This is a genomic window from Pseudomonas sp. A-RE-19 (genome assembly GCF_019956555.1).
In the GTDB taxonomy this organism is placed as follows: domain Bacteria; phylum Pseudomonadota; class Gammaproteobacteria; order Pseudomonadales; family Pseudomonadaceae; genus Aquipseudomonas.
This window is the reverse complement of the sequence record NZ_JAHBDQ010000018.1, coordinates 88,788-111,994: the sequence shown is the minus strand read 5'-3', so window position 1 is coordinate 111,994 and position 23,207 is coordinate 88,788. Positions and strand designations below refer to the sequence as shown.

20 protein-coding genes are annotated in these 23,207 nt (G+C 60.1%); 9 read left to right on the top strand and 11 right to left on the bottom strand.

Annotation, left to right across the window (positions count from 1 at the left end; all coding sequences use genetic code 11):
• Positions 1-61: 61 nt before the first annotated feature.
• Both KGB14_RS13700 and KGB14_RS13695 read right to left on the bottom strand, forming a co-directional pair.
• Positions 62-466: an META domain-containing protein gene (locus tag KGB14_RS13700; RefSeq protein ID WP_223487352.1), complete on the bottom strand. Its 405-nt coding sequence runs from the start codon at positions 464-466 to the stop codon at positions 62-64.
• On the bottom strand, positions 466-900 hold the full coding sequence (locus tag KGB14_RS13695) for a hypothetical protein (protein ID WP_007899088.1): 435 nt from the start codon (positions 898-900) through the stop codon (positions 466-468). The genes KGB14_RS13700 and KGB14_RS13695 overlap by 1 nt, the downstream gene beginning before the upstream one ends.
• Positions 901-1,034: 134 nt before the next feature.
• Here KGB14_RS13695 and KGB14_RS13690 point away from each other — a divergent pair, with 134 nt between their 5' ends.
• Positions 1,035-1,430, top strand: a complete 396-nt coding sequence (locus KGB14_RS13690; protein ID WP_223487351.1) for a hypothetical protein — start codon at positions 1,035-1,037, stop codon at positions 1,428-1,430.
• A gap of 5 nt (positions 1,431-1,435) precedes the next feature.
• On the opposite strand, the gene KGB14_RS13685 is transcribed toward KGB14_RS13690, so the two are convergent.
• Together KGB14_RS13685 and KGB14_RS13680 are read right to left on the bottom strand one after the other, a co-directional pair.
• Entirely contained in the window at positions 1,436-2,425 is a 990-nt protein-coding gene (locus tag KGB14_RS13685) for a 2-hydroxyacid dehydrogenase (protein WP_223487350.1), read from the bottom strand.
• Between the two features lie 101 nt (positions 2,426-2,526).
• Positions 2,527-5,277, bottom strand: a complete 2,751-nt coding sequence (locus KGB14_RS13680) for a response regulator (RefSeq protein WP_223487349.1) — start codon at positions 5,275-5,277, stop codon at positions 2,527-2,529.
• Between the two features lie 437 nt (positions 5,278-5,714).
• Between KGB14_RS13680 and cysM the strand changes: the two genes are divergently transcribed.
• The 5 genes from cysM (at position 5,715) to KGB14_RS13655 (ending at position 11,868) form a co-directional block, all read left to right on the top strand.
• The gene (gene cysM, locus KGB14_RS13675) at positions 5,715-6,617 is read left to right on the top strand and encodes a cysteine synthase CysM (protein WP_007899067.1); all 903 of its coding nucleotides are present in this window, start codon (positions 5,715-5,717) and stop codon (positions 6,615-6,617) included.
• The gene (gene rlmD / locus KGB14_RS13670) at positions 6,617-7,969 is read left to right on the top strand and encodes a 23S rRNA (uracil(1939)-C(5))-methyltransferase RlmD (protein ID WP_223487348.1); all 1,353 of its coding nucleotides are present in this window, start codon (positions 6,617-6,619) and stop codon (positions 7,967-7,969) included. The genes cysM and rlmD overlap by 1 nt, the downstream gene beginning before the upstream one ends.
• 128 nt (positions 7,970-8,097) lie before the next feature.
• A complete protein-coding gene (relA, locus tag KGB14_RS13665) occupies positions 8,098-10,341 on the top strand; it encodes a GTP diphosphokinase (RefSeq protein ID WP_223487347.1) in 2,244 nt (747 codons plus the stop codon).
• Positions 10,342-10,463: 122 nt separating this feature from the next.
• Positions 10,464-11,297, top strand: a complete 834-nt coding sequence (mazG, locus tag KGB14_RS13660; protein WP_223487346.1) for a nucleoside triphosphate pyrophosphohydrolase — start codon at positions 10,464-10,466, stop codon at positions 11,295-11,297.
• 28 nt (positions 11,298-11,325) lie between these two features.
• Complete coding sequence (locus KGB14_RS13655) at positions 11,326-11,868, top strand: DUF2058 domain-containing protein (RefSeq protein ID WP_007899055.1); 543 nt, start codon at positions 11,326-11,328, stop codon at positions 11,866-11,868.
• A gap of 92 nt (positions 11,869-11,960) precedes the next feature.
• On the opposite strand, the gene KGB14_RS13650 is transcribed toward KGB14_RS13655, so the two are convergent.
• Both KGB14_RS13650 and KGB14_RS13645 read right to left on the bottom strand, forming a co-directional pair.
• The gene (locus KGB14_RS13650) at positions 11,961-12,764 is read right to left on the bottom strand and encodes a putative hydro-lyase (RefSeq protein WP_223487345.1); all 804 of its coding nucleotides are present in this window, start codon (positions 12,762-12,764) and stop codon (positions 11,961-11,963) included.
• 91 nt (positions 12,765-12,855) lie between these two features.
• Positions 12,856-13,803, bottom strand: a complete 948-nt coding sequence (locus KGB14_RS13645) for a LysR family transcriptional regulator (protein WP_223487344.1) — start codon at positions 13,801-13,803, stop codon at positions 12,856-12,858.
• A 284-nt stretch (positions 13,804-14,087) separates the two neighbouring features.
• Between KGB14_RS13645 and KGB14_RS13640 the strand changes: the two genes are divergently transcribed.
• Entirely contained in the window at positions 14,088-15,371 is a 1,284-nt protein-coding gene (locus tag KGB14_RS13640) for an MFS transporter (protein ID WP_223487343.1), read from the top strand.
• Positions 15,372-15,490: 119 nt separating this feature from the next.
• Positions 15,491-16,732: an OprD family porin gene (locus KGB14_RS13635; RefSeq protein WP_223487342.1), complete on the top strand. Its 1,242-nt coding sequence runs from the start codon at positions 15,491-15,493 to the stop codon at positions 16,730-16,732.
• A gap of 65 nt (positions 16,733-16,797) precedes the next feature.
• Here the strand turns inward: KGB14_RS13635 and KGB14_RS13630 are convergent, their stop codons facing one another.
• From KGB14_RS13630 to KGB14_RS13620, 3 genes are all read right to left on the bottom strand, one after another.
• Entirely contained in the window at positions 16,798-17,436 is a 639-nt protein-coding gene (locus tag KGB14_RS13630) for a LysE family translocator (RefSeq protein WP_223487341.1), read from the bottom strand.
• Between the two features lies 1 nt (position 17,437).
• Positions 17,438-18,208 (bottom strand): 2OG-Fe(II) oxygenase, encoded by a 771-nt coding sequence (locus KGB14_RS13625; RefSeq protein ID WP_223487340.1) that lies wholly within the window; start codon positions 18,206-18,208, stop codon positions 17,438-17,440.
• Between the two features lie 93 nt (positions 18,209-18,301).
• A complete protein-coding gene (locus KGB14_RS13620) occupies positions 18,302-18,928 on the bottom strand; it encodes an alanyl-tRNA editing protein (protein WP_223487339.1) in 627 nt (208 codons plus the stop codon).
• 90 nt (positions 18,929-19,018) lie between these two features.
• Here KGB14_RS13620 and KGB14_RS13615 point away from each other — a divergent pair, with 90 nt between their 5' ends.
• Positions 19,019-20,017 carry a LysR family transcriptional regulator gene (locus KGB14_RS13615; protein WP_223487338.1) on the top strand — a complete coding sequence of 333 codons (999 nt, stop codon included), beginning with the start codon at positions 19,019-19,021 and terminating at the stop codon, positions 20,015-20,017.
• Between the two features lie 158 nt (positions 20,018-20,175).
• On the opposite strand, the gene KGB14_RS13610 is transcribed toward KGB14_RS13615, so the two are convergent.
• Together KGB14_RS13610 and KGB14_RS13605 are read right to left on the bottom strand one after the other, a co-directional pair.
• Positions 20,176-20,583 (bottom strand): PA2817 family protein, encoded by a 408-nt coding sequence (locus KGB14_RS13610; protein ID WP_007905217.1) that lies wholly within the window; start codon positions 20,581-20,583, stop codon positions 20,176-20,178.
• Between the two features lie 114 nt (positions 20,584-20,697).
• A complete protein-coding gene (locus KGB14_RS13605; protein ID WP_223487337.1) occupies positions 20,698-23,145 on the bottom strand; it encodes an acyl-CoA dehydrogenase in 2,448 nt (815 codons plus the stop codon).
• Positions 23,146-23,207: the final 62 nt, after the last annotated feature.

Here is a 23,207-nt window from a genome sequence, read left to right as displayed (position 1 = left end):
GGCGAAGGCGTACTTTGGAGTGCCTTCGCCGGCAAGCCTGGCTCCTACGAAAAGAGACTGATCAACCCTCTTCAAGCCACCAGCGCAACGGCTTGCCTTCGGCCGGCCAGAAGCGCATCTGCTCGATCGGCGAGACGTCCCAGCGCTGGACGTTTTCCAGTGCTTGCAGGAAACGCTTTTCCTGCTCCATCAACGCCGGCGCACACATTTTGCGGGTGCTGCCGATCTTGCCGAAGCTCAGTTTGTCGCCTTCCAGGGTGTACGGCGCGAACCAGTGGTTACAGCCGCCGTTGCCATAGGCCCGTCCGTCTTCATCGAGGGTGATGGTCAGGTGGCTGTAATCCATCAGCGGACGCTCGCCGATCCACTCCAGAATGTAGCTGCGGTTGTGTTGCAATTGCACCGGTTCGGCGGCGCAGCCCAACAGGCTGGCGCCAGCCATGGCGCTCAGAGCAAGGCGTTTCATCACGCAGGCTCCTGGCACTTCTTGCACAGGTGCTTGTCGGCAACGGTGGCCCAGCCCAGCTCGGCAATCCGTGCAGTGGCCGCCGGTTTTTCGGCCTTGTTGCCCAGCTTGGCATCGACCGCGAACTCAAAGCTCAGCTCTTTGGCGCAGCTGTCGCAGTTGACTTTCCAGGTGTGAATCGCCAGTTCGCCGAACACCGGACCACTGGCCACCGCGACCCATTGGCCAGGCGGGTTGATCAGGTGGCGAACCGTTTCGACGGTCAGGCGCATGGACAAGTCCTTGCTGCCTTTGAGGGTCACTACCAGCACGTCGTTATTACGAATCGAGCCGCCGTTGCCGGTGACTTGATAACGCCCCGGCACCAGGGCGCGGCATTCGGTGAGGGTGTGTTGCGGGTTCATCAGGCTGTAGCGGAAATCGTGTTCGACCATGGGTCCTCCAAATATGCGCGATATGCTAGCACGGGCATGAACGCAGCATGGCGCGGGCATGTGACCTTCGATCTGGTTCAAATTATCTGTCGAGTCATGGCACACTGCCGCTTTTGCATCTCTAAGGAATGGAAATGGCGTTGATCGAATGTTTTGAGTGCAAGCAACGCATCAGCTCCACGGCGCCTGCTTGCATTCATTGCGGTGCACCTGCGGTGGCGGTGCAAACGGCTACGTCGACGGAAACGCCTGCGCAGGCGGCTCTTTCTTTCGGGCGTTTACCGACCAATGAGAGCGTGCCCAGGGTGACCCCGGCCGCTTTCGGGCGCAAACGTAAAGCCGAAGTCGAGGCTGAGATCCCGGCACGGGCACCCGGCGAGCCGCGTCCGGTGGAACTCTGGCTGAAATTGATGATTTTCTTGCTGCCGCCATTTTTTGTCTGGTTCCTGCTGCGTCGCGGGCATTCGCTGGGGCAGCGCTTGACAGGCTTCGGCTGGCTGGCACTGATGATCCTGTTGTCCAAGGCCTGAGCCGGTCAGCCCTCGACCTGATTCTGTGGCGAACCGGCCGCCCAGGCCGCGATGTTCTGCAGCGTGGTCGCGGCGATCGCGCCCAGGGCTTCACGGGTCAGGAAGGCCTGGTGAGCGGTGATGATCACATTCGGAAAGGTCAGCAGCCGCGCCAGCACATCGTCTTGCAGTGGCAGGTCGGAGCGATCCTCGAAAAACAGTTGTGCCTCCTCTTCATACACATCCAGCCCCAGATAGCCCAATTGGCCGTCCTTCAACGCATCGATCAGCGCCGGGGTGTCCACCAGCCCGCCGCGCCCGGTGTTGATCAACATGGCGCCGGGCTGCATGTGTGCCAGTGACTGGCTGTTGATCAAGTGTTTGCTCTGTTCGGTGAGCGGGCAATGCAGGCTGATGATCTGCGACTCGGCCAACAGTTGCGGCAAACTCAGGTAGCGCGCGCCGAGGGCTTCGACCTGTGGGTTCGGGTATGGATCACAGGCCAGCAACCGGCAGCCGAAGCCGTTCATGATTTTCGCGAAGGTCGCGCCGATCTGGCCGGTGCCGACGACGCCGACGGTCTTGCCCACCAGGTCGAAACCGGTCAGCCCGTGCAGGCTGAAATCCCCCTCGCGGGTGCGGTTATAGGCACGGTGCAGTCGACGGTTGAGCGCCAGGATCAGCGCCACCGCGTGTTCGGCCACGGCGTGGGGCGAGTAGGCGGGGACCCGCACGATCGAAAGTCCCAGGCGCTTCGCCACGACCAGGTCGACATGGTTGTAACCGGCCGAGCGCAGGGCAATCAGGCGTGTGCCGCCCGCGGCCAGGCGTTCGAGCACCGGGGCACTGAGGTCGTCATTGATGAAGGCACAGACCGCGTCGTGATGCTCCGCCAGCGCCACCGTGTCCAGGCTCAGTCGCGCCGACTGGAAATGCAGCTCGATGCCGACGGGCAGGTCGGCGCTCAGAAAACTGTCGCGGTCGTAGGTCTGGCTGCTGAAAAGAATCGTGCGCATGCTGTCCTCCTGAAAGTCTCAAGCCTTGTAGCAGCAGGCTTCGCCAGCCGCTACAAAGCGTTGATCTTAGCTTTCAAGGCGCCCGGCGTTATTGCGCTGCATCAGGCATTGATACGCGCCTGGGCCGCCAGACGATTGATGGCCCGTTCGAGTTCTTCCAGCGCGCCAGGCGCTTTCGGGTCTTGTTGCTTGAGCAGGGTTTCGCTGCGCTGACAGGCGGCGCGCAGTTGCGGTACGCCACAATAGCGGGTCGCCCCATGCAGGCGATGGACCCGCTCGATCAGGGCATTCTGATCCTTGGCTTCGCGGGCGACACGGATGGCCTCGCGGTCGGCTTCCAGTGAGGCCAGCAGCATTGCCAGCATGTCCGCCGCCAGATCGGCCTTGCCGGCGGCCAGGCGCAAACCTTCTTCATGATCGAGTACCAGCAAATCATTACCGCTGTAGCTATCGCTGGCGCGCTCCGGCCCCTGATTGCGCAACGCCAGGCCGGTCCATTTCAACACCACCTGCGCCAGTTGCCGTTCGCTGATGGGTTTGGTCAGGTAGTCGTCCATGCCGCTTTGCAGCAAGGCGCGTTTTTCGTTGGCCATCGCATGGGCGGTGAGGGCGACGATCGGCAGTGGCGTGCAATGCCGTTCGCTTTCCCAATGGCGAATGGCTTCGGTGCTTTGACGCCCATCCATGCCAGGCATCTGAACGTCCATCAGCACCAGATCGAACGTCTCGTTCTGTACCGACTTGACGGCGGCGTAACCGCTTTCCACCGCGAGCACCTTGGCGCCCATGTCCTCAAGCAGGGTTTGCACCAGCAGCAGGTTGGCCGGGTTGTCGTCGACGCAAAGGACTTTCGGCGCGCGGCTGGAAACCGGCTCGCCGGGATCGCTACGCTGCTGACGCGGGTTGACCAGATCGGACAAGGCTCGACGCAGCTTGCGGGTGCAGGCCGGTTTGGACTGGAGCTGGCTGTGGGGGTTGGGGACCGAGAGGTGGAACAGCGTCAGTTCGGTGGTCGGGCACAGCACCAATACTTTGCAGCCCAGGTGCTCGAGGTCCCAGATATGCTGGTTCAGTCGCTCTGGGGGCATGTCGTTGCTGGTGATGCCGAGCACCGCCAGATCGATCGCCTGATCGGTCTGATGCGCGCTGGTCACGCCATTGGCCAGGCTTTCCAGGGTATTGAACGGTGTGACTTCCAGGCCGCAGTCTTCCAGTTGGTGCTGCAATGCCTGACGGGCCAGCTCATGGTTTTCCAGGAGCGCCACCCGTTGCCCGAGCAGCGGTGGACCGGGCAGGTCTTCGGCGTCATCGCGGGTTTTTGGCAGGTTGAGGCTGATCCAGAATTCCGAGCCTTCGCCCGGTGTGCTGTCGACGCCGATCTCGCCGCCCATCTGTTCGATCAGACGCTTGGAGATCACCAGCCCAAGGCCGGTGCCCCCAGGTTGTCGGGACAGCGAGTTATCGGCCTGGCTGAAGGCCTGGAACAAGGCGCGCACGTCCTGATTCGACAGACCGATGCCGGTGTCCTGAATGCTGATGCGCAGTTGCACGCTGTCTTCATGTTCTTCTTCGAGCATGGCCCGGGCGACGATGGTGCCTTCGCGGGTGAACTTGATCGCGTTGCTCACCAGGTTAGTGAGAATCTGCTTGAGTCGCAGCGGGTCGCCCACCAGCGACAGTGGTGTATCGCGATAAACCAGGCTCACCAGTTCAAGCTGCTTGGCGTGGGCGGCCGGGGCGAGGATGTTCAAGGTGTCCTGCAGCAGGTCGCGCAGGTTGAACGGAATATGATCGAGCACCAGTTTGCCGGCCTCGATCTTCGAGAAGTCGAGAATCTCGTTGATGATCCCCAACAGGCTGTCGGCGGACTTTTCGATGGTGCCCAGATAATCGAGCTGGCGCGGGGTCAGCTCGCTTTTTTGCAGCAGGTGCGTGAAGCCGAGAATGCCGTTGAGCGGCGTGCGGATTTCATGGCTCATGTTGGCCAGAAACTCGGATTTGATCCGGCTCGCCTCCAGGGCTTCCTTGCGCGCCAGGTCCAGCTCGATGTTCTGGATTTCGATGGTTTCCAGGTTCTGACGCACGTCTTCGGTGGCTTGGTCGACGCTGTGTTGCAATTCTTCCTGGGCATTCTGCAGGGAGCCGGCCATGCGGTTGATACCGGACGCCAGCTCATCCAGCTCCTGACTGCCGAGGGGCGGCAGGCGGGTTTCCAGATGACCGTCCTTGAGTTGCGCCACGGCTTGTTTGATCTGGCTCAGAGGTCGGTTGATGGTCCGGCCCATTCGTAATGCCAACAGAGCCGCACCGCCCAGGCCACCGCCGATCAGCAGCAGGCTGGCGAACAGGCTGCGATAACCGCGCAGCAACATGCCGCTGTGGGACAGTTCGAGTTCGACCCAGCCCAGCAGGCGGTCGGCTTCTTCGGGGATCAGGTCGCCCGCCAGATTGCGGTGCTTGCCAAACACCGGTAGCAGATAACGAGTGGCGTCATTGCCACTGCTGCGCAGCAGCTGTGAGCCGTTGCCCAAAGGGGCCGGATTGAGCATGGTCGGGCCGGCATGGGCCAGCGGTGTGCGGTCGGGGGCGAGGAAAGTCACCGCGCGCACGTCGGTTTGTTCCAGGGACTGGGTGGCGATGCGCTCCAGCAGGTCGCTGTCTTTATGAGCCATGGCCGGGGCCACCAGCGGGGCCAGCTGTTCGGCGATCATCTCGCCACGCTGCATGAGTTGGTTTTGCAGGTCCGACTGCTGCATCCAGGTGAAATAACCGCCCAGGACCAACGCCATCAGGCTGGTCGGCAACAGGGTCAGCAACAGCACGCGGCCTTTAATTCCCAGTTCTTTGAGCACGCATCTCTCCTGCATCCAGCTGTTTATTGACCTGCACATGCGTCCGGCACGCGCCACCTGCGCAGTGTAGCGATTTGCATGCGGGCAATCTTCGTAAAATTGATGTCGTTATTCGTCGGCCCGTTCAGCACTTTGGACTCGGGGGCAAACCTTGTGTTGAGTTGCGCACGGCGCTGAGCCGAATGCGGGTGGCCTGCGAAAGCGAGCGGGACCTGGGGCAACTGCGAGGGCTCGCGGCCGCCTTCGCGGGCAAGCCTCGCTCCTACGGTACAAGCGTTGCCCTTGCAGGAGCGAGGCTTGCCCGCGAAGGGGCCCTTATATCCAATACAAAACCACCCTTATTCCCATAAGCCATAAGCCCCTTACTTTGCGTGATATGGCCTGCGCGCGTTTGCCGGTATGATAGGCGCCCCCGCAGTCTGGATTGCGAATACGCCATGACCTTGCAGTACCCAACCATCGCCGATTGCGTCGGCAACACTCCGCTGGTCCGTTTGCAGCGCCTGCCTGGCGCCACCAGCAACACCCTTTTGCTCAAGCTCGAAGGGAATAACCCGGCGGGTTCGGTCAAGGACCGTCCGGCGCTGTCGATGATCACCCGCGCCGAGTTGCGCGGGCAGATCCACGCCGGCGATACGCTGATCGAGGCGACCTCGGGCAACACCGGGATCGCCTTGGCGATGGCGGCCGCGATCAAGGGTTACAAGATGATCCTGATCATGCCGGACAACTCCAGCGCTGAGCGTAAAGCCGCGATGACGGCCTATGGCGCCGAGCTGATTCTGGTCAGCCAGGAAGAAGGCATGGAAGGCGCCCGCGACCTCGCCCAGCGAATGGAAGCCGAAGGCCGCGGCAAGGTGCTGGATCAGTTCGCCAACGGTGACAACCCCGAGGCGCACTACACCACCACTGGTCCGGAAATCTGGCGTCAGACCGAAGGCACCATCACTCATTTCGTCAGCTCGATGGGCACCACCGGCACCATCATGGGCGTTTCGCGCTACCTGAAAGAACAGAACGACAACGTGCAGATCATCGGCCTGCAACCGATGGAAGGCTCGGCGATTCCGGGCATCCGTCGCTGGCCACAGGAATACCTGCCGAAAATCTACCAGGCCGAGCGCGTGGACCGGATCGTCGACATGGCGCAAAGCGAAGCCGAAGACGTGACCCGTCGTCTGGCGCGCGAAGAAGGCATCTTCTGCGGCGTGTCCTCGGGCGGTGCCGTGGCGGCGATGCTGCGCCTGTCCAAAGAAGTTGAAAACGCGGTGATCGTCGCGATCATCTGCGACCGTGGCGACCGTTACCTGTCGACCGGCATTTTCGACGCGCCCAACTGATGGCCAAGCAAGAGAGAGGCCTGCGCTTCCAGCCCACGGGTGGCAGCAAGGCCCCGCAAGTCCCGACCGGCAAAAAGCAGCGCTTGAGCATCGAGCGCCTGGCCAATGACGGTCGCGGTATCGCGTTTTTCGAAGGTCGCACCTGGTTCGTCATCGGCGCATTGGCCGGTGAAGAGGTCGAGGCGCGGGTCTTGGGTGCCCACGGCAAAGTGGTCGAGGCGCGTACCGAGCGGGTATTCCAGGCCAGTGAAATGCGCCGCCCCGCACCCTGCGCTCATGCCGCTCGTTGCGGCGGTTGCAGCGTGCAACATCTGCCCCACAACGAACAGCTCGCCCTGAAACAGCGCATGCTCGCCGAGCAATTGTCGCGGGTTGCCGGTGTCGAACCTGAAGAGTGGGCAGCGCCGTTGAGCGGTCCGGAATTCGGTTACCGTCGTCGCGCCCGAGTGGCGGTGCGTTGGGACATGAAAGCGAAAAAACTCGAAGTCGGCTTCCGCGCTGCCGGCAGTCAGGACATCGTCGCCATCAACGAATGCCCGGTGCTGGTACAGCCCTTGCAACCGATCATGACCGGCTTGCCGGAGATGCTGCGACGCTTGAGCAAACCTCAGGCGCTGGGGCATGTGGAGTTGTTCAGCGGTTCGTCAGTGGCGGTATTGCTGCGGCACATGGCGCCGTTGTCCGAGGCCGACATGACCATCCTCAAGGCATTCTGCGCGTTCCATGACGCCCAGTTGTGGCTGCATGGCGACGGCGAGCCGCAACCGGTCGAGGCCGATCAGTCTTTGGGCTATCGCCTTGAACAGTGGGATTTGAACCTGGCGTATCGGCCAGGAGATTTCATTCAGGTCAACGCCGGGGTCAATGAAGCGATGGTTGCCCAGGCGCTGGCGTGGTTGGCGCCGAAATCGGATGAACGGGTTCTGGATCTGTTCTGCGGGCTGGGCAACTTTGCCTTGCCGCTGGCCAAAACCGTTCGCGAAGTGGTGGCGGTGGAGGGCGTGCAGGCTATGGTCGAGCGCGCCGCCGCGAATGCCGTTAACAACAATTTGCATAATGCGAAGTTTTTTCAGGCCGATTTATCCCAGCCTTTGGCCGATGCCGAATGGGCCGATAAAGGCTTTTGTGCGGTACTCTTGGACCCACCTCGCGATGGCGCTTTTGAGGTGGTGAGCAAGCTTGCATCCCTGGGCGCCAAGCGATTGGTGTATGTGTCGTGCAACCCTGCAACGCTGGCGCGCGACACGGTCGAATTGATCAAGCAGGGCTACCGGTTAAAACGTGCCGGGATTCTCGATATGTTTCCTCAGACGGCACATGTCGAGGCCATGGCGTTATTTGAAGCGAGCTAGGATGGCTCGTCTGGTCCGACTGACCCGCTCGTGCAAAGCGCATTCGTCTTAGCCCCGCGAGTGCACACGGGCAGCGAAGGTCAGCGATTTGACGCATTGAATCTGCGTCGTAGGGAAGGTAAAGCAAGATGGTACAGGTGAGAGCACACCAGCCGATCAACACTGACGGCAGTATCAATCTCGAGGCTTGGCTCGATCACGCGGTCAGTGTCGATGCGGCGCTGGATCGCGAAGCCTTGAAAGAAGCCTGCGAGTTCGCTCGCGAGGCTGAACAACAAGCCAATGCGGCGAAGAATCTGTGGTCCGAAGGGACCTCAAGTTTCCGCACGGGCCTTGAGATCGCCGAGATTCTCGCCGACCTCAAACTCGATCAGGATTCGTTGGTTGCGGCGGTCTTGTACCGTGGCGTGCGTGAAGGCCAGATCCAATTGCCGGCGGTCAGCCAGCGCTTCGGTCCGGTGGTGGCCAAACTCATCGACGGCGTGCAACGCATGGCGGCGATCAGCGACAGCCTGAGCCCGCGTAAATCCATGGTGATGGGCACTCAGGGTCAGGTCGAAAACCTGCGCAAAATGCTGGTGGCCATGGTCGACGACGTGCGTGTCGCGCTGATCAAACTGGCCGAACGCACCTGCGCGATCCGCGCAGTGAAAACCGCCGACGACGAGAAGCGCAACCGCGTCGCCCGTGAAGTCTTCGACATTTACGCGCCGCTCGCCCACCGCCTCGGTATCGGCCATATCAAGTGGGAGCTGGAGGACTTGTCCTTCCGTTACCTTGAGCCCGACCAGTACAAGCAAATCGCCAAGTTGCTTCACGAGCGACGTCTGGATCGCGAGCGTTTCATCGCCGACGTGATGACCCAGCTCAAGGACGAATTGCAGGCCACCGGCGTCGATGCCGACATCAGCGGCCGGGCCAAACACATCTATTCGATCTGGCGCAAAATGCAGCGCAAAGGTCTGGAATTCAGCCAGATCTACGACGTGCGCGCCGTTCGCGTGCTGGTGCCGGAAATGCGCGACTGCTACACCGCGCTCGGCATCGTCCATACCCTGTGGCGGCACATCCCGAAAGAGTTCGACGACTACATCGCCAACCCCAAAGAGAACGGCTATCGCTCGCTGCACACGGCGGTGATCGGCCCTGAGGGCAAGGTGCTGGAAGTGCAGATCCGCACTCACGCGATGCACGAAGAAGCCGAGTTGGGCGTCTGCGCGCACTGGCGCTACAAGGGCACCGACGTCAAATCCGGCTCGAACCACTACGAAGAGAAAATTTCCTGGCTGCGTCAGGTGCTCGAGTGGCACGAAGAGCTGGGCGACATTGGTGGTCTTGCCGAACAATTGCGGGTCGATATCGAGCCGGACCGGGTCTATATCTTCACCCCGGACGGTCACGCCATCGACTTGCCGAAGGGCGCGACACCGCTGGACTTCGCCTACCGCGTGCACACCGAAATCGGTCACAACTGCCGTGGCGCCAAGATCAACGGGCGGATCGTGCCGCTCAACTACAGCCTGCAAACCGGTGAACAGGTCGAGATCATCACCAGCAAGCACGGCACCCCGAGTCGCGACTGGCTGAACCCGAACCTGGGTTATGTCACCACCTCGCGGGCGCGGGCGAAGATCGTTCACTGGTTCAAATTGCAGGCGCGCGATCAGAACGTCGCGGCCGGTAAAACCTTGCTCGAGCGCGAACTCAATCGCCTCGGCCTGCCGCAGGTGGATTTCGACAAGCTGGCCGAGAAGGCCAACATGAAGACCGCCGAGGACATGTTCGCCGCATTGGGCGCAGGCGACTTGCGCCTGGCGCAACTGGTGAACCTGGCGCAGCAACTGGTCGAGCCGGAGCGCGGCAACGAACAGCTGGAACTGATCCCGCGCAAAGCCACCGGCTACAAACCGGGCAAGCGCGGCGACATTCAGATCCAGGGCGTCGGCAACCTGATGACCCAGATGGCCGGCTGCTGCCAGCCGTTGCCGGGGGATGCCATCGTCGGTTACATCACCCAGGGCCGTGGCGTGAGCATTCACCGTCAGGACTGCGCCTCGGTGCTGCAACTGGCCGGGCGCGAGCCGGAGCGGATCATTCAGGTCAGCTGGGGCCCGGTGCCGGTGCTCACCTACCCGGTGGACATCATCATCCGTGCCTACGACCGTTCCGGTTTGCTGCGTGACGTGTCGCAGGTGCTGCTCAACGAGCGGATCAACGTGCTGGCGGTCAACACCCGCTCGAACAAAGAGGACAACACGGCGTTGATGTCCCTGACCATCGAGATTCCGGGGCTGGATGCGTTGGGGCGGTTGCTGGGGAGGATTTCCCAGTTGCCGAACATTATCGAAACCCGCCGTAACCGCACACCGTGAGAGACCTGCACGGAAATTGATGGTGACTGTAGGAGCGAAGCTTGCCCGCGAAGGCGGTGTGTCAGGTATGCCGCCTTCGCGGGCAAGCCTCGCTCCTACAGGTATGTAGAGATTGATAAAAGATGTATTCACTTGAAGACCTGCTGCACCTGATGAACCGTCTGCGCGACCCGCAATACGGTTGCCCGTGGGACATCAAGCAAACCTACGCCACCATCGTCCCGCACACCCTTGAGGAAGCCTACGAAGTCGCCGACGCCATCGAACGTGGGGACTTCGATCACTTGCAGGGTGAGTTGGGCGACCTGTTGTTCCAGGTGGTTTATTACAGCCAACTGGCTCGGGAAGAAGGGCGCTTCGAGTTCGATGGCGTGGTCGACAGCATCACGCGCAAGTTGATCCGCCGTCATCCTCACGTGTTCCCCACCGGCGATCTGTACGCGCCGCTGGACATCCCGCGTCTGAATGAAGAGCAGGTCAAGCAGCGCTGGGAAGAGATCAAGGCTGAAGAACGGGCCGAGAAGGCTTCGGCGCCGGAGCAATTGTCTCTGCTCGATGACGTGCCTGCCGCGCTGCCGGCGTTGTCCCGTTCGGCTAAATTGCAAAAGCGTGCAGGGCAGGTCGGTTTTGACTGGCCGGACGCCTTGCCGGTACTCGACAAGGTCCGCGAAGAGCTTGATGAAGTGCTCGAAGCCATGGCTGACAACGACTCGGCGGCGATTGCCGATGAAGTCGGCGACCTGCTGTTTTCAGTGGTCAATCTGGCGCGACACCTCAAGGTCGATCCGGAAACCGCACTGCGTGGCGCCAACAACAAGTTTGAACGACGCTTCCGATTTATCGAACAGGCATTGCGCGACACCCACCGTCCCATAGAAGATTGCACCCTCGAAGAGTTGGACGCCTTGTGGGGCGAAGCCAAACGTCAGGAAAAGAATTTGCCCAGCTGCGGTTGAGCAGTTGCCTAAGTGAGAAATAAGCACCATGAGCATTTCCCTTCGCGACCAGTTGCTCAAAGCAGGGCTGGTCAACCAAAAGCAGGCCAAACAGGTCGGCAAAGAGAAGCAGAAACAACAGCGTCTGGCCCACAAAGGCCAGATCGAACTCGATGACTCCCAGCAGCGTGCCGCTCAGGAAGCCATGGCCGAGAAGGTCAAGCGCGACCAGGAGCTGAACCGCCAGCAGCAGGAGAAAGCCGAAGCGAAGGCCCGCGCCGCCCAGGTCAAGCAATTGATCGAAGTCTCGCGCCTGCCCAAGCTGACCACCGAGGACTACTACAACTTCGTCGACGACAAGAAGGTCAAGCGCATCTCCGTCAACACCCTGATGCGCAACAAGCTCAGCAGCGGTTCGCTGGCGATCGTGCATCACGCCGGCGGTTACGAAGTGATCCCCCGTGAAGCGGCCTTGAAGATTCAGGAGCGCGATCCGCAGCGCATCGTGCAGCTGAATGTGAAGACAGAAGAAGTCAGCGCCGAAGACGATCCGTACGCGGCCTATCAGATCCCTGACGATCTGATGTGGTAAGCCGTTAGCGGCTGCTGTAACGACAAACCCCGCTCATGGCGATCACCCATTGAGCGGGGTTTTTGTTTGCGCGTGATTTACATCCGATGCCTTTACAACGCGCTATTCCACAAGTCCGTTACCAGCATGCACCCCGGAGCATGAGTGATGCACAAGGGGGGGCGTGAGGCTTGCACTACCGATTGAGGCGTCACTCCGCAGGCCCAGAACACCGGGATTTCGTCGGCCTCGACGGGCACGGCATCACCGTAATCCGGGGTGTTCAGCGAGTGGATGCCGATCAGCGATGGGTCACCGATGTGCACAGGGGCGCCGTGGACGTTGGGCATGCGTGCGGTGATCTGAATCGCCTGAATCGCGGCGACGGCTTTCATCGGCCGCATGCTGACCACCAGCTTGCCACCCAGGCGAGCGGTGGGGCGCGTGTCAATGTTCGTCTGGTACATGGCGACATTGCGCCCCAAATCGATGTGCTTGAGGGCGATGCCGGCATCCAGCAGGGGTTGTTCGAAGGAAAACGAGCAGCCAATGGCGAAGGCCACCAGGTCATCCTGCCAAAGATGCCCGATATCCAGCGGTTCTTCGCTCAGTTCCCCATGGCGATAGACCCTGTATCGGGGCACATCATGGCGAATATCAATGGCTGTGCCGAGATTGCGAAAATACGGATCCCCAGGCTCGGTAACGTCGAGCAACGGGCAGGCTTGCCGGTTGAGGGTGCAATACCTGAGGAACTCATTGGCCCAATCGCTGGGCAAAATCACGATATTGGCTTGCACCCGACCCTGGCCCAGGCCGCTGGTGTGGCCCTGATAGTGTCCGGCGGCGATGCTTTGGCGCAGGGCCAGAGGGGAGCGCTGCTGCAATTGTTCAAAGGACAGGGCTGACTGATTCATCACGGCATCTCCACAGGTTCGTGGGTTCTTTTTAAGAAACCGGGACGCTGGCGTCCAACAAGGAATGTTGTTACCCCCGGACAACTAAAAGTTATTCAAGAGACCGTCGGCTGTTGAGACCGGGTGCCGGAACCATTCGAAGCGGGCCGACATCCGCAGCATATTGGGAGACCACTTGGCGGCTCATGTCGACGATGCTCTCGATCAATTCCAGGCCGACTCCGGTGCGCCACGAAGCCACGACATCCAGTTGCGGCAAGCGGGTGCCCGGTTCCAGCTGAATCAACTCGCCGCTGGCCAAGGGCTTGGCCACCAGCGCGGCCGGCAAGGCACCAATACCGAAGCCGTCACGGATCAGCCGGGTCATGGCCGACACCGAGTTGACGCAACTGACGCGTGGCGTACTGATGCCATGGGCGTGCAGCAGGTTGAGTACGTCCTGATGCGGCCGGGAGTTTTTAACGAAGGTGATGATGCGCTCACTGGCCATGTCAGCCAGTGAGGCATAGGGGCGGGCATAGATCGAATTGCTGGCGGCGATCCAGTGCATGGGATAGTGCGCCAGTTCGAGGTTGCGCACACTTTCGTGGCGGATCAGGTCGGTCTGGAACACGATGTCCAGGTAGCCTTTTTGCAGCTGCTCGCACAGATTGCGTGCGGCGTCGGCGGTGATCTCGATTTCCACGGCGGGGAAGGTCTGCATCAAGGTCGACATCAACGGGCTGAGCCAGGTGTGGATCACCGTATCCATCACGCCGATGCGCACCAGGCCCTGTTGCGGGTTGGTGTTGTCCAGCGAGTGTTTCAACGCTCTCTGAACCTCGAGCATCTGCTCGGCGTAGTCGAGCACCTTGAGACCTTCGAGCGTCAGCGACACCCCCCGCGAATCGCGCACGAACAAACGCAGGCCCAACTCTTCTTCCAGCGAGGCAATCCGGCTGGAGATAGCGGCCTGAGTGCTGAACATTTTCTCTGCGGTGAGGCTGAAGCTTTGTAGGCGGGCGACCCAGACGAAAGTTTCGAGGAATTTGAGGTTCATGGCGGTTCTCGTGGCGCGCGTGGAGAGGGTGGTCACGGTTTTCCACAGAAAACCATGGTCGGCGCACTGCAATTGTTACTCCAGAGTTCGTCGCCGGGGGTATCAAATTTTCTTATGTATAACCTCGTTTTTTTCCCGTTTGACGCGGTTTGGCCTTGGCGCGAAGAATCCGCTCCACGACGCAGCCACTGCGTCTGCCCCCCCACGACAACGCCTTCACAAAAAAATAATGAGGCGTGTCCGTCATCTTCGCTTCTGCCGCAGGAACTCCCATGGAAAAGACCATGACTGACCACGTGCTTTCAGGTTCGGGCCGCACCGGCCCGTTCAGTTGGTACGGCCCCCTGTCGAAAAATGAAAAGCGTACGTTCTGGAGTTGCAAGATCGGCTATGCCCTGGATGGCATGGACACCCAGATGCTCAGTTTCGTGATTCCTACCCTGATCGCCACCTGGGGCATCTCCAAGGGCGAAGCCGGAATGATCGGCACCTGCACGTTGCTGGCCTCGGCGGCGGGTGGCTGGGTCGCCGGAATACTGTCCGACCGCATCGGCCGGGTGCGCACCTTGCAACTGACGGTGCTGTGGTTCGCCTTCTTCACCTTCCTCTGCGGACTGGCGCAGAACTACGAGCAATTGCTGGTGGCCCGGACCTTGATGGGGTTTGGCTTCGGTGGTGAATGGACAGCGGGTGCAGTGCTGATTGGCGAGGTGATTCGCGCCCGGGATCGCGGCAAGGCAGTGGGCATGGTGCAGGCCGGATGGGCGCTGGGGTGGGGGCTAACGGCGTTGCTCTATGCCGGGTTATTCAGCTTTCTGCCTCCGGAAGAAGCCTGGCGGGCGCTGTTCATGATCGGGTTGGTGCCTGCGCTGTTCGTATTGGTGATCCGCCGACTGGTCAAGGAGTCGGACACCTTCGAGCAGGCCTGCGTTGAGCGCAAGGCCAAGCCTGAGGCGGATTCGCGTTGGGCCTTCTTCGAAATCTTCGCGCCACGGATGCTCAGTACCACCTTGCGCGCTTCGTTGCTGACCACGGGCGCGCTGGGCGGCTACTACGCGATCACCACGTGGTTGCCGACTTACCTGAAAACCGAGCGTGGCCTGAGCGTGCTCGGCACTGGCGGCTATCTGGCGATGGTGATCGTCGGCTCCTACATCGGCTATGTGACCAGTGCGTTGCTGACCGATGCCATCGGCCGGAAGAAGAACTTCATCCTGTTTGCCGTCGGCTCCATGGCGATCGTTCTGGCCTACACCCAACTGCCCATCGACAACACCTGGATGCTCTGGCTGGGCTTTCCGCTGGGTTTTTTCGCCTCGGGTATTTTTGCCGGTATGGGCGCTTTTCTGACCGAGTTGTTTCCCACCCGCATGCGCGGTTCGGGCCAGGGCTTTTGCTATAACGCCGGGCGCTCCATTGCGGCGCTGTTTCCGTTGTTCATCGGTGCGTTGAGCGAAACGTTGCCGATTGGCACGGGAATCGGCGTCTTTGCTGCCGGTGCCTATGGCGTGGTGATTCTGGCCGCGTTAAGCCTGCCGGAAACCCGCGGTCGACAACTCGAATCCTGAACCCGGACACGTCTGGGCAGCTCTGCTCAGACGTCGCTGATCCATTGCTAATCGACAAACATCGGTCGCGATCGCAACGCCCCCGAGAGGGCTCGCTCGCGTCCGTAACAGGAGCAGGCATGAACAATTCGCTTTCCACCCAACGGTTGTACCTCCCGGTCGGCACATTGCTCGGCTTGAGCTTGCTCGGCGCACCGGCCGCTCAGGCGGATTTCATTGCCGACAGTAAAGGCAGCCTGGAGGCACGCAACTTTTACTTCAATCGCGATTTCCGCCAGGACGGGTCGCGAGAAAAGGCCGAGGAATGGGCGCAGGGTTTTCTGCTGCGGATGGAGTCCGGGTATACCGCTGGCACGCTGGGTTTTGGTCTGGATGCGCTGGGCATGGCCGGTTTTAAACTGGACTCCGGCGGCGGCACGGCGGGCACCAATCTGTTGCCACCGGATTTGTCGGGTGGCTCGCAGGATCGCTATGGCGAGTTGGGCCTGACCGCCAAAGTGCACTTGTCCAACAGCACGCTAAAGCTGGGGACGTTGCAGATCAAGGATCCGGTGGTGAGTTCCAACGACACTCGTCTGTTGCCGTCAACTTTCAAGGGCGGCCTGGTCAATGTGCAGGAAATCGACCGTTTGAAGCTCACCGCCGGTCAACTCACGCAGATCAACTTTGTCGATTCCACCGACTATCAGGACATGACTGCCAATCGCATCGGTGGCAAAAGCGACAAGTTCCAGTTCGCCGGGGCTGACTATCAGTTTCTGCCGAACCTGACAGCGCAGTACCGCTACGGCACGCTGGAAAATATCTACCGGCAAAACTACCTCGGGTTGGTGCATCTGCTGGACTTGGGGGCCGGCCAGTCGCTCAAGAGCGACGTGCGCTATGCGCGCAGCACCGAAGATGGCAACTTTCGTGACCTCGACAACCAGGCTTTCGGTGCGATGTTTACCTACAGCCTCGGCGGCCACGCGCTGGGCTTCGGCTACCAGCGCATGAGCGGCGACGATCCGTTCCCTTACATCGGACGCAGCGATCCGTACCTGGTCAACTTCGTGCAGATCGGTGACTTCGCCAACGTTGACGAACACTCCTGGCAAACGCGTTATGACTACAACTTCGCCGCATTGGGTGTGCCGGGGTTGAGCTTTATGACCCGCTACATCTCGGGAGATAACGTGCAGCGCAGTGCTCCGGGTGAAGGCAAGGAGTGGGAGCGCAACACCGATATCGCCTACGTGGTGCAGGACGGTACGTTGAAAGGCCTGGGCTTCAAATGGCGCAACGCGTCGGTGCGTTCGAACTTTGGCAATGATCTGGATGAGAATCGCTTGATCATCAGCTACACCCTGGCGCTTTGGTAAGGTCTGGACTATCGAGCAAGAAATGATATCGACGGCCCGCCAGTCAGACTGAGCGGGCCGTTTTTTTACATCGACAGAATCAACCGGCCGGCGAACAGAATCAGAATCACCCCCATGGTTCGTTCGAACCAGTGCCCCATGCGCATGAACAGCAATCGTACCCGGGCGCTGGAAAAGAACAGGGCCACGATCACGAACCACAAGGCGTTCACAAAACACATCCACAGCCCGTACAGCGCCTGAATCTGCAGCGGCGTCGTGGCGCTGATGATCGTTGTGAAAATCGCCAGGAAAAACAGCGTTGCCTTGGGGTTGGTGGCGTTGGTCAGAAACCCCGTGCTGAAGGCCTTGAACAAGGTCTGCTGTTCAATTGACGCTTCTTCACCCTTGTCGCCTTCAATCGCTGATTTGGGTTTGCTGCGCAACAGGCTGACGCCGAGGTACAAAATGTAGGCGCCGCCGACCACCTTGGCCACTGTCAATAACCAGGGCGTGGTGTGCATCAGCGCGCCGACACCGAGCAAGGTGTAAAGCACATGCACGGAAATGCCCGCGCCAATGCCCAGCGCCGTGCAGATGCCCACTAACCGGCCGAAACGCACGCTTTGGCGGATGGTCACGGCGAAGTCCGGGCCAGGTGCGACCACGGCCAGGAAGTGGATGGTTGCCAGCGCCAGAAACTCGCCCAGGTAATTCGAAAACATCTCAACTCCAGAAAGTCAGGGGGGAAGCATTGCCGCGATAGCCGACAAAGAAAGAAAGGCTCAATCGCGGGTCGTCCACGCCCGGGGTTACCGAGTGCATGCAGCGCGAGTTGAACATGATGAAATCCCCTGACTCCGGACGAATCTCCAGCGTTGGAGGGCCGAGCAAGGCCGGGTCGATGCCGTAGCTGTCACCCCGCATTTCGTCGAACTGGTCCGGGGTAATGTCGTGGTCCCACATCTGTAACGCGCCGCCCTCGGTCGGCATGTTCAGGTAAACATTGCAGGCGAACTGCGCTTCCAGGCTTCTGGCCTGGAAGCTGTCCGGGGCATCCTTGGCGAAAATGTCGTGATGGGCGAGGAAGCACACTCCCGGTTTGACGACCCGGGACAAGCCCACATACATCTTGCGACCGTAGAGATTTTCCAGATGCGCGCCCGCGGGCCAGGATTCGTCGAGCATGCAGCGCAGGGTGTCGACAGGAGAGGAGTAGGGGGCACAACGGCTGCGCAATTCAGCGATGTTGCTGGTGGCGCGTTCGAAATAGTCCTCGATCAGCAGCGGCTGGTTTTCCGCCTCATAAAACGCCATGCCGATGCGACCGATGCTTGGCGCGTTGATGTAGCCTTCGAAACCCGGGGCGAGGATCTTGTCGCCGATCTGTATCGCCAGCGGCCGAGGCAACAGGCCTTTGACACGGATGGCGAGGACTTCTTCATTGGCCAGTTTTTGTATGCACGTCTCATCGAGACGCTCGACGTCAAGCATCATGTTTTTAGGTCCATCTATCAGAGAGTCAACAGAGCCCGCGAATGCAGGCTCCCCCGGCGTCAGGCGATGACGGGGCCGACATCGCCCAAATGCTCAATCCACGTTGTAGTGGACTGACAGCGTTCCCTTTTTCTGTGAAAGGGAAGCGATCGTGACCGTGCCCAAATCCTTCAGGCTCCGTACATGGGTGCCGCCACAGCCGTAGGCGGGCAGTTCACCGAAACCGATCTCCCGGGTACCTTCGCGCAACGATGTCAGGCGCGGCAGGTCATGGGCGATCCATTGCTTGATGCCGTGTTGAATCGTCTGGGCATCGACTTCCTGCGCGCCATCACCCGGTTTGAACTGGACACGTCCTTCGTCTGGCCAGTGATGCGCCTTGGTCGGCATCCAGCCCATGGCCTGAACGAAGTGACCGATCAAATGCCCCGCCGAATGCATGCGCGTATTGAACTGACGGCGTTGTTCGTCGACCCGAATCTGGATCATGCCGAGTTTTACCGGGTGGTCGACGAAATGGATGATCCGGTCTGGATCCTGAACCACGCGTAATACCTGGCTTTCGCCGATCCACCCGGTGTCAGAGGGCTGCCCTCCGCCTTGGGGGTGGAACAGTGTGGCGCGCAGCACCACGGCGAATTCGTTTTCCTGGGGTGTGCAATCCAGGACTTCCACATTGGCCTTGAGGTCATCACTATGGAAAAAGAGGCGAAGCGTCATATTCCATGCCCTCATTAAAGTTTCTATTTTTATTATATGAATCGTGGAATTGCGTGATAATCCGTCCAATCATCAAAGGACTGTTGCGCTGTGAGCATAAATCTTCCCCTGCCATTGCTCGGTGAAATGGCGATTTTCGTCAAGGTTGTCGAGACCGGCAGTTTCTCTGAAGCAGCGCGCCAATTAGGCTCTTCCCCCTCAGCGGTCAGTCGCAGCATTTCACGTCTGGAGAAGGCGCTTGCCACCCGTCTGCTGCAACGCACCACGCGCAAGCTGCGCTTGAGTGACGGTGGTGAAGAAGTGTTCAAGCGTTGTCAGGAGATGGTCAGCGCGGCGAAGTCGGTAATGGAAATCAGCGGTCAGTTCACCCATGAAGCGGAAGGGCTGGTGCGCGTCAGTGTGCCCAAGGCCGTCGGGCGATTCGTGATCCATCCACATATGCCGGAATTTCTGCGGCGTTATCCCAAAGTGGATGTGGAATTGTTGCTTGAGGACCGTCAGGTGGATTTGATCGACGATAACGTCGACCTGGCGATCCGTATTACCGATCGTCCGCCCGCAGGGCTGGTGGGGCGGCAGTTGCTGACCATCGATCATTTGCTCTGTGCAACACCGCAGTACCTGGCCGAACACGGCACGCCGACTCATCCCCACGATTTGCTCAACCACAGTTGCATCTATCTGGGCGAAACCCCGAGCGATGCACGCTGGAAGTTCAAGAAGGGCACCAAGGCTGTGACGGTCGGCGTGCGCGGGCGTTATGCCGCCAATCACACCGGCGTGCGATTGGGCGCGGTGTTGCAACACATCGGGATCGGCAGCCTGCCGTACTTCACCGCCCGTTATGCGCTGGAGCAAGGGCTGATTGTGCAGGTACTGCCGGACTGGACCTTTCTGGCGTCCTACCACGGAGGCGCCTGGTTATTGCATTCGCCAACCCGCTATTTACCGCCCAAATTACGGGTGTTTATCGACTATCTGGTGGAATGCCTGGAGAAGGAGCCGACCTTGAGCAAGCCGGGCAGGTCAAGTGATTCGGGCAAGGTCGCGGCGGAGTATGAGTTGCCCGAGAGTGATGGATTGCTTTGAGGTCAAGATCAAAAGATCGCAGCCTTCGGCAGCTCCTACATTGAGATGGCGTACACCCCGTAGGAGCTGCCGAAGGCTGCGATCTTTTGATCTTCACGAACCAATAAAAAGGCCCGCATGTTCAACCATGCGGGCCTTTTGCATAACTGATCGTGGGATCAGTGCTTGCTGTCCTGGTTCGACATCGCCAGCAGCTGTTTTTCCTGATTCCAGTCGAACGGTTCGTCGTTCTGTTCGGCTTCGAAGCGACGTTCTTCCAGGGCCTGGTACAGGTCGATTTCATCATCGGGCATGTAATGCAGGCAGTCACCGGCGAAGTACCAAAGCAGGTCGCGCGGGACCAGGTGGGCAATTTGCGGATAGCGAGTGATGACCTGGCACAGAATGTCCTGGCCCAGGTATTGGCTTTCGATCGGGTCGACCGGCAGCAGGGCACGCAGTTCGTCGAAGCGCTCCAGGAACAAGGCATGGCTTTCTTCGGGAACCTGTTCGGCCTCACCTACGGCGACCAGGATGCTGCGCAGGTGGTCGAGCAAGACGAGATGATCGGCAACGACGTTGGACACGAGATAAGTCCTCAAGAGCAAAACGGGCGCGAGAGTATAAAGCTCTTGCGCCCCTTTTCCCATGATAGAGAGCACATAGTAAAGAGTCCCGTGCAAGACACAGGGTCCGCCGGATCAGCGGACCTTGCCTTTGGCCAATACCAGCTCCTTTGGGTCGAAATCATCGACATCAATCACCTTGCGTCGTGCCACTTCTGCCACGCGCAAGGTCTCGGCTTCAACCGGTTGCAAGACGCCAGCCTCGAGCGCCGCATCGATGGCGGTTTCGCTGATAGTGGGTTTAACCTGGCGACTTCTCAGTGCCGTGTTGAGTTTTTTCTGCAGAGGCTTGGCGGCGTTCAACAAATCGCAGGCGTGCTGCAGGGCGCCGACCGAATCCTCTGGTGATTGCGGGCGATAGCAGCCTCCCAATAACTCCTCAAGTGTTGGATCGCCCTTGGCGCGACCGATGACCGCCGCGACTTTGGCCGCCAATCTGTCCGACGGGCCTCTGTGGCGGCGACCGAACGGGAACACCATCACCCGCAGCAGGCATCCAAGTACCTTGTTCGGGAAGTTGGTCAGCAGTTCGTCCAGTGCACGTTCGGACTGACCGAGGCTCTCCTCCATGGCCCAGTTGAACAGCGGATGCATATGCTCCGGTGAATCGAGATCGTGATAACGCTTGAGCGCGGCGGAGGCCAGATACAGATGACTGAGCACATCACCCAGACGCGCGGACAACCGTTCGCGGCGTTTCAGTTCGCCGCCCAGCAGCATCATGCTCAGGTCTGCAAGCAGGGCAAAGGCCGCAGCCTGACGGTTGAGGGCGCGAAAGTAGCCTTGGCTGAGCTTGTCCCCGGGCACGTGTTCGAAATGTCCGAGGCCAAGGTTCAGCACCAGGGTGCTGGCGGCGTTGCTTATGGCAAAACCGATGTGGTCGAGCAGCAATGCGTCGAATTCAATCAGTGCCTGTTGTTTGTCTTCGCGGTGGGCGAGGGCCATTTCCTTGAGTACGAACGGATGGCAGCGAATGGCACCCTGGCCGAAGATCATCAAATTGCGTGTCAGGATGTTCGCGCCTTCGACCGTGACGGAAATGGGCGCACCTTGCCAACTACGCGCCAGGTAGTTGTTCGGGCCCATGATGATGGCCCTGCCGCCGTGAACATCCATGGCATGGCTGATGCACTCGCGGCCGCGCTCGGAGAGGTGGTATTTGATAATGGCCGAGGGTACCGACGGTTTTTCGCCGAGGTCTACCGCGTTGGCGGTGAGCATCCGTGCGCTGTCCATCAGCCAGGTACTGCCGCCGATCCGCGCCAGTGCTTCCTGAATCCCTTCGAAGGCTGACAGCGGCGCGTTGAATTGTTCGCGAACCTGCGCATATTGGCCCGTCACCAGGCTGGTGAACTTGCCCGCAGCGGTACCGATGGCAGGCAGTGAAATGGAACGCCCGACCGACAGGCAGTTCATCAGCATCATCCAGCCCTCACCGAGCATCTCCTGACCGCCAATGATGAACTCCAGCGGCACGAACACATCCTTGCCAGAGTTCGGGCCGTTCATGAAAGAGGCGCCCAGCGGCAGGTGACGGCGGCCGATTTCTACACCGGGGGTCTGGGTTGGAATCAAGGCGAGGCTGATCCCCAGGTCGACTTTGTCGCCCAGCAGATGATCCGGGTCATAGGCCTTGAAGGCCAGGCCGATCAAGGTCGCCACCGGGCCGAGGGTGATGTAGCGCTTTTCCCAGTTAAGGCGCAGGCCGAGGGTTTCCTTGCCTTCCCATTCACCTTTGCAGATCACCCCGGTGTCGGTCATCCCGCCGACGTTGGAGCCCGCCATCGGGCCGGTCAGGGCAAAGCAGGGGATATCGTCGCCGCGGGCCAGCCGTGGCAGGTAATGATTGCGCTGTTCGTCGGTGCCGTAATGCAGCAGCAGTTCCGCCGGGCCGAGGGAGTTGGGCACCATGACGGTGGAGGCCAGGTCACCGCTGCGGGTCGCCAGTTTCATTGCGATCTGGGAGTGGGCATAAGCCGAGAAGCCTTTACCCCCGTATTCTTTGGGAATGATCAGGGCAAAAAAGCCATGCTGTTTGATGTGCTCCCAGGCCTTGGGCGGCAGATCCATCAACTGGCCGATCTGCCAATCGCTGACCATGGCGCAGAGCTCTTCGGTCGGGCCATCGATGAACGCCTGTTCCTCTTCGCTCAGTTGCGCTTTTGGATAGGCCAGCAGCTTGTTCCAGTCCGGGCGACCGCTGAACAGTTCGCCATCCCACCAGACCGTGCCGGCTTCAATGGCTTCACGTTCGGTTTGCGACATCGGCGGCAAGTTTTTTTGAAACCAGTTGAACATCGGTGCCGTGAAGAGTTTTCGGCGCAGATCCGGCAGCAACAGGAAAGCGCCCACGGCTGCGAGCGCCACCCAGAGAATCAGCATGAGCCAGACGGGGGCACGGCTGAAGATGCCCATCGCCAGCAGATAGACAGCGATGATGCCCAAGACGGGCAGAGGCGCAGTGCGGCGGTGTGCCAAGCAGGCAGTTCCGACCACCAGAACCAGTATCCACAACAGCAGCATATTCAATTCTCCATGAAGCCAGAGGCAAAACCACTCTCAGAGCTTAGACGGCATCCATAAAA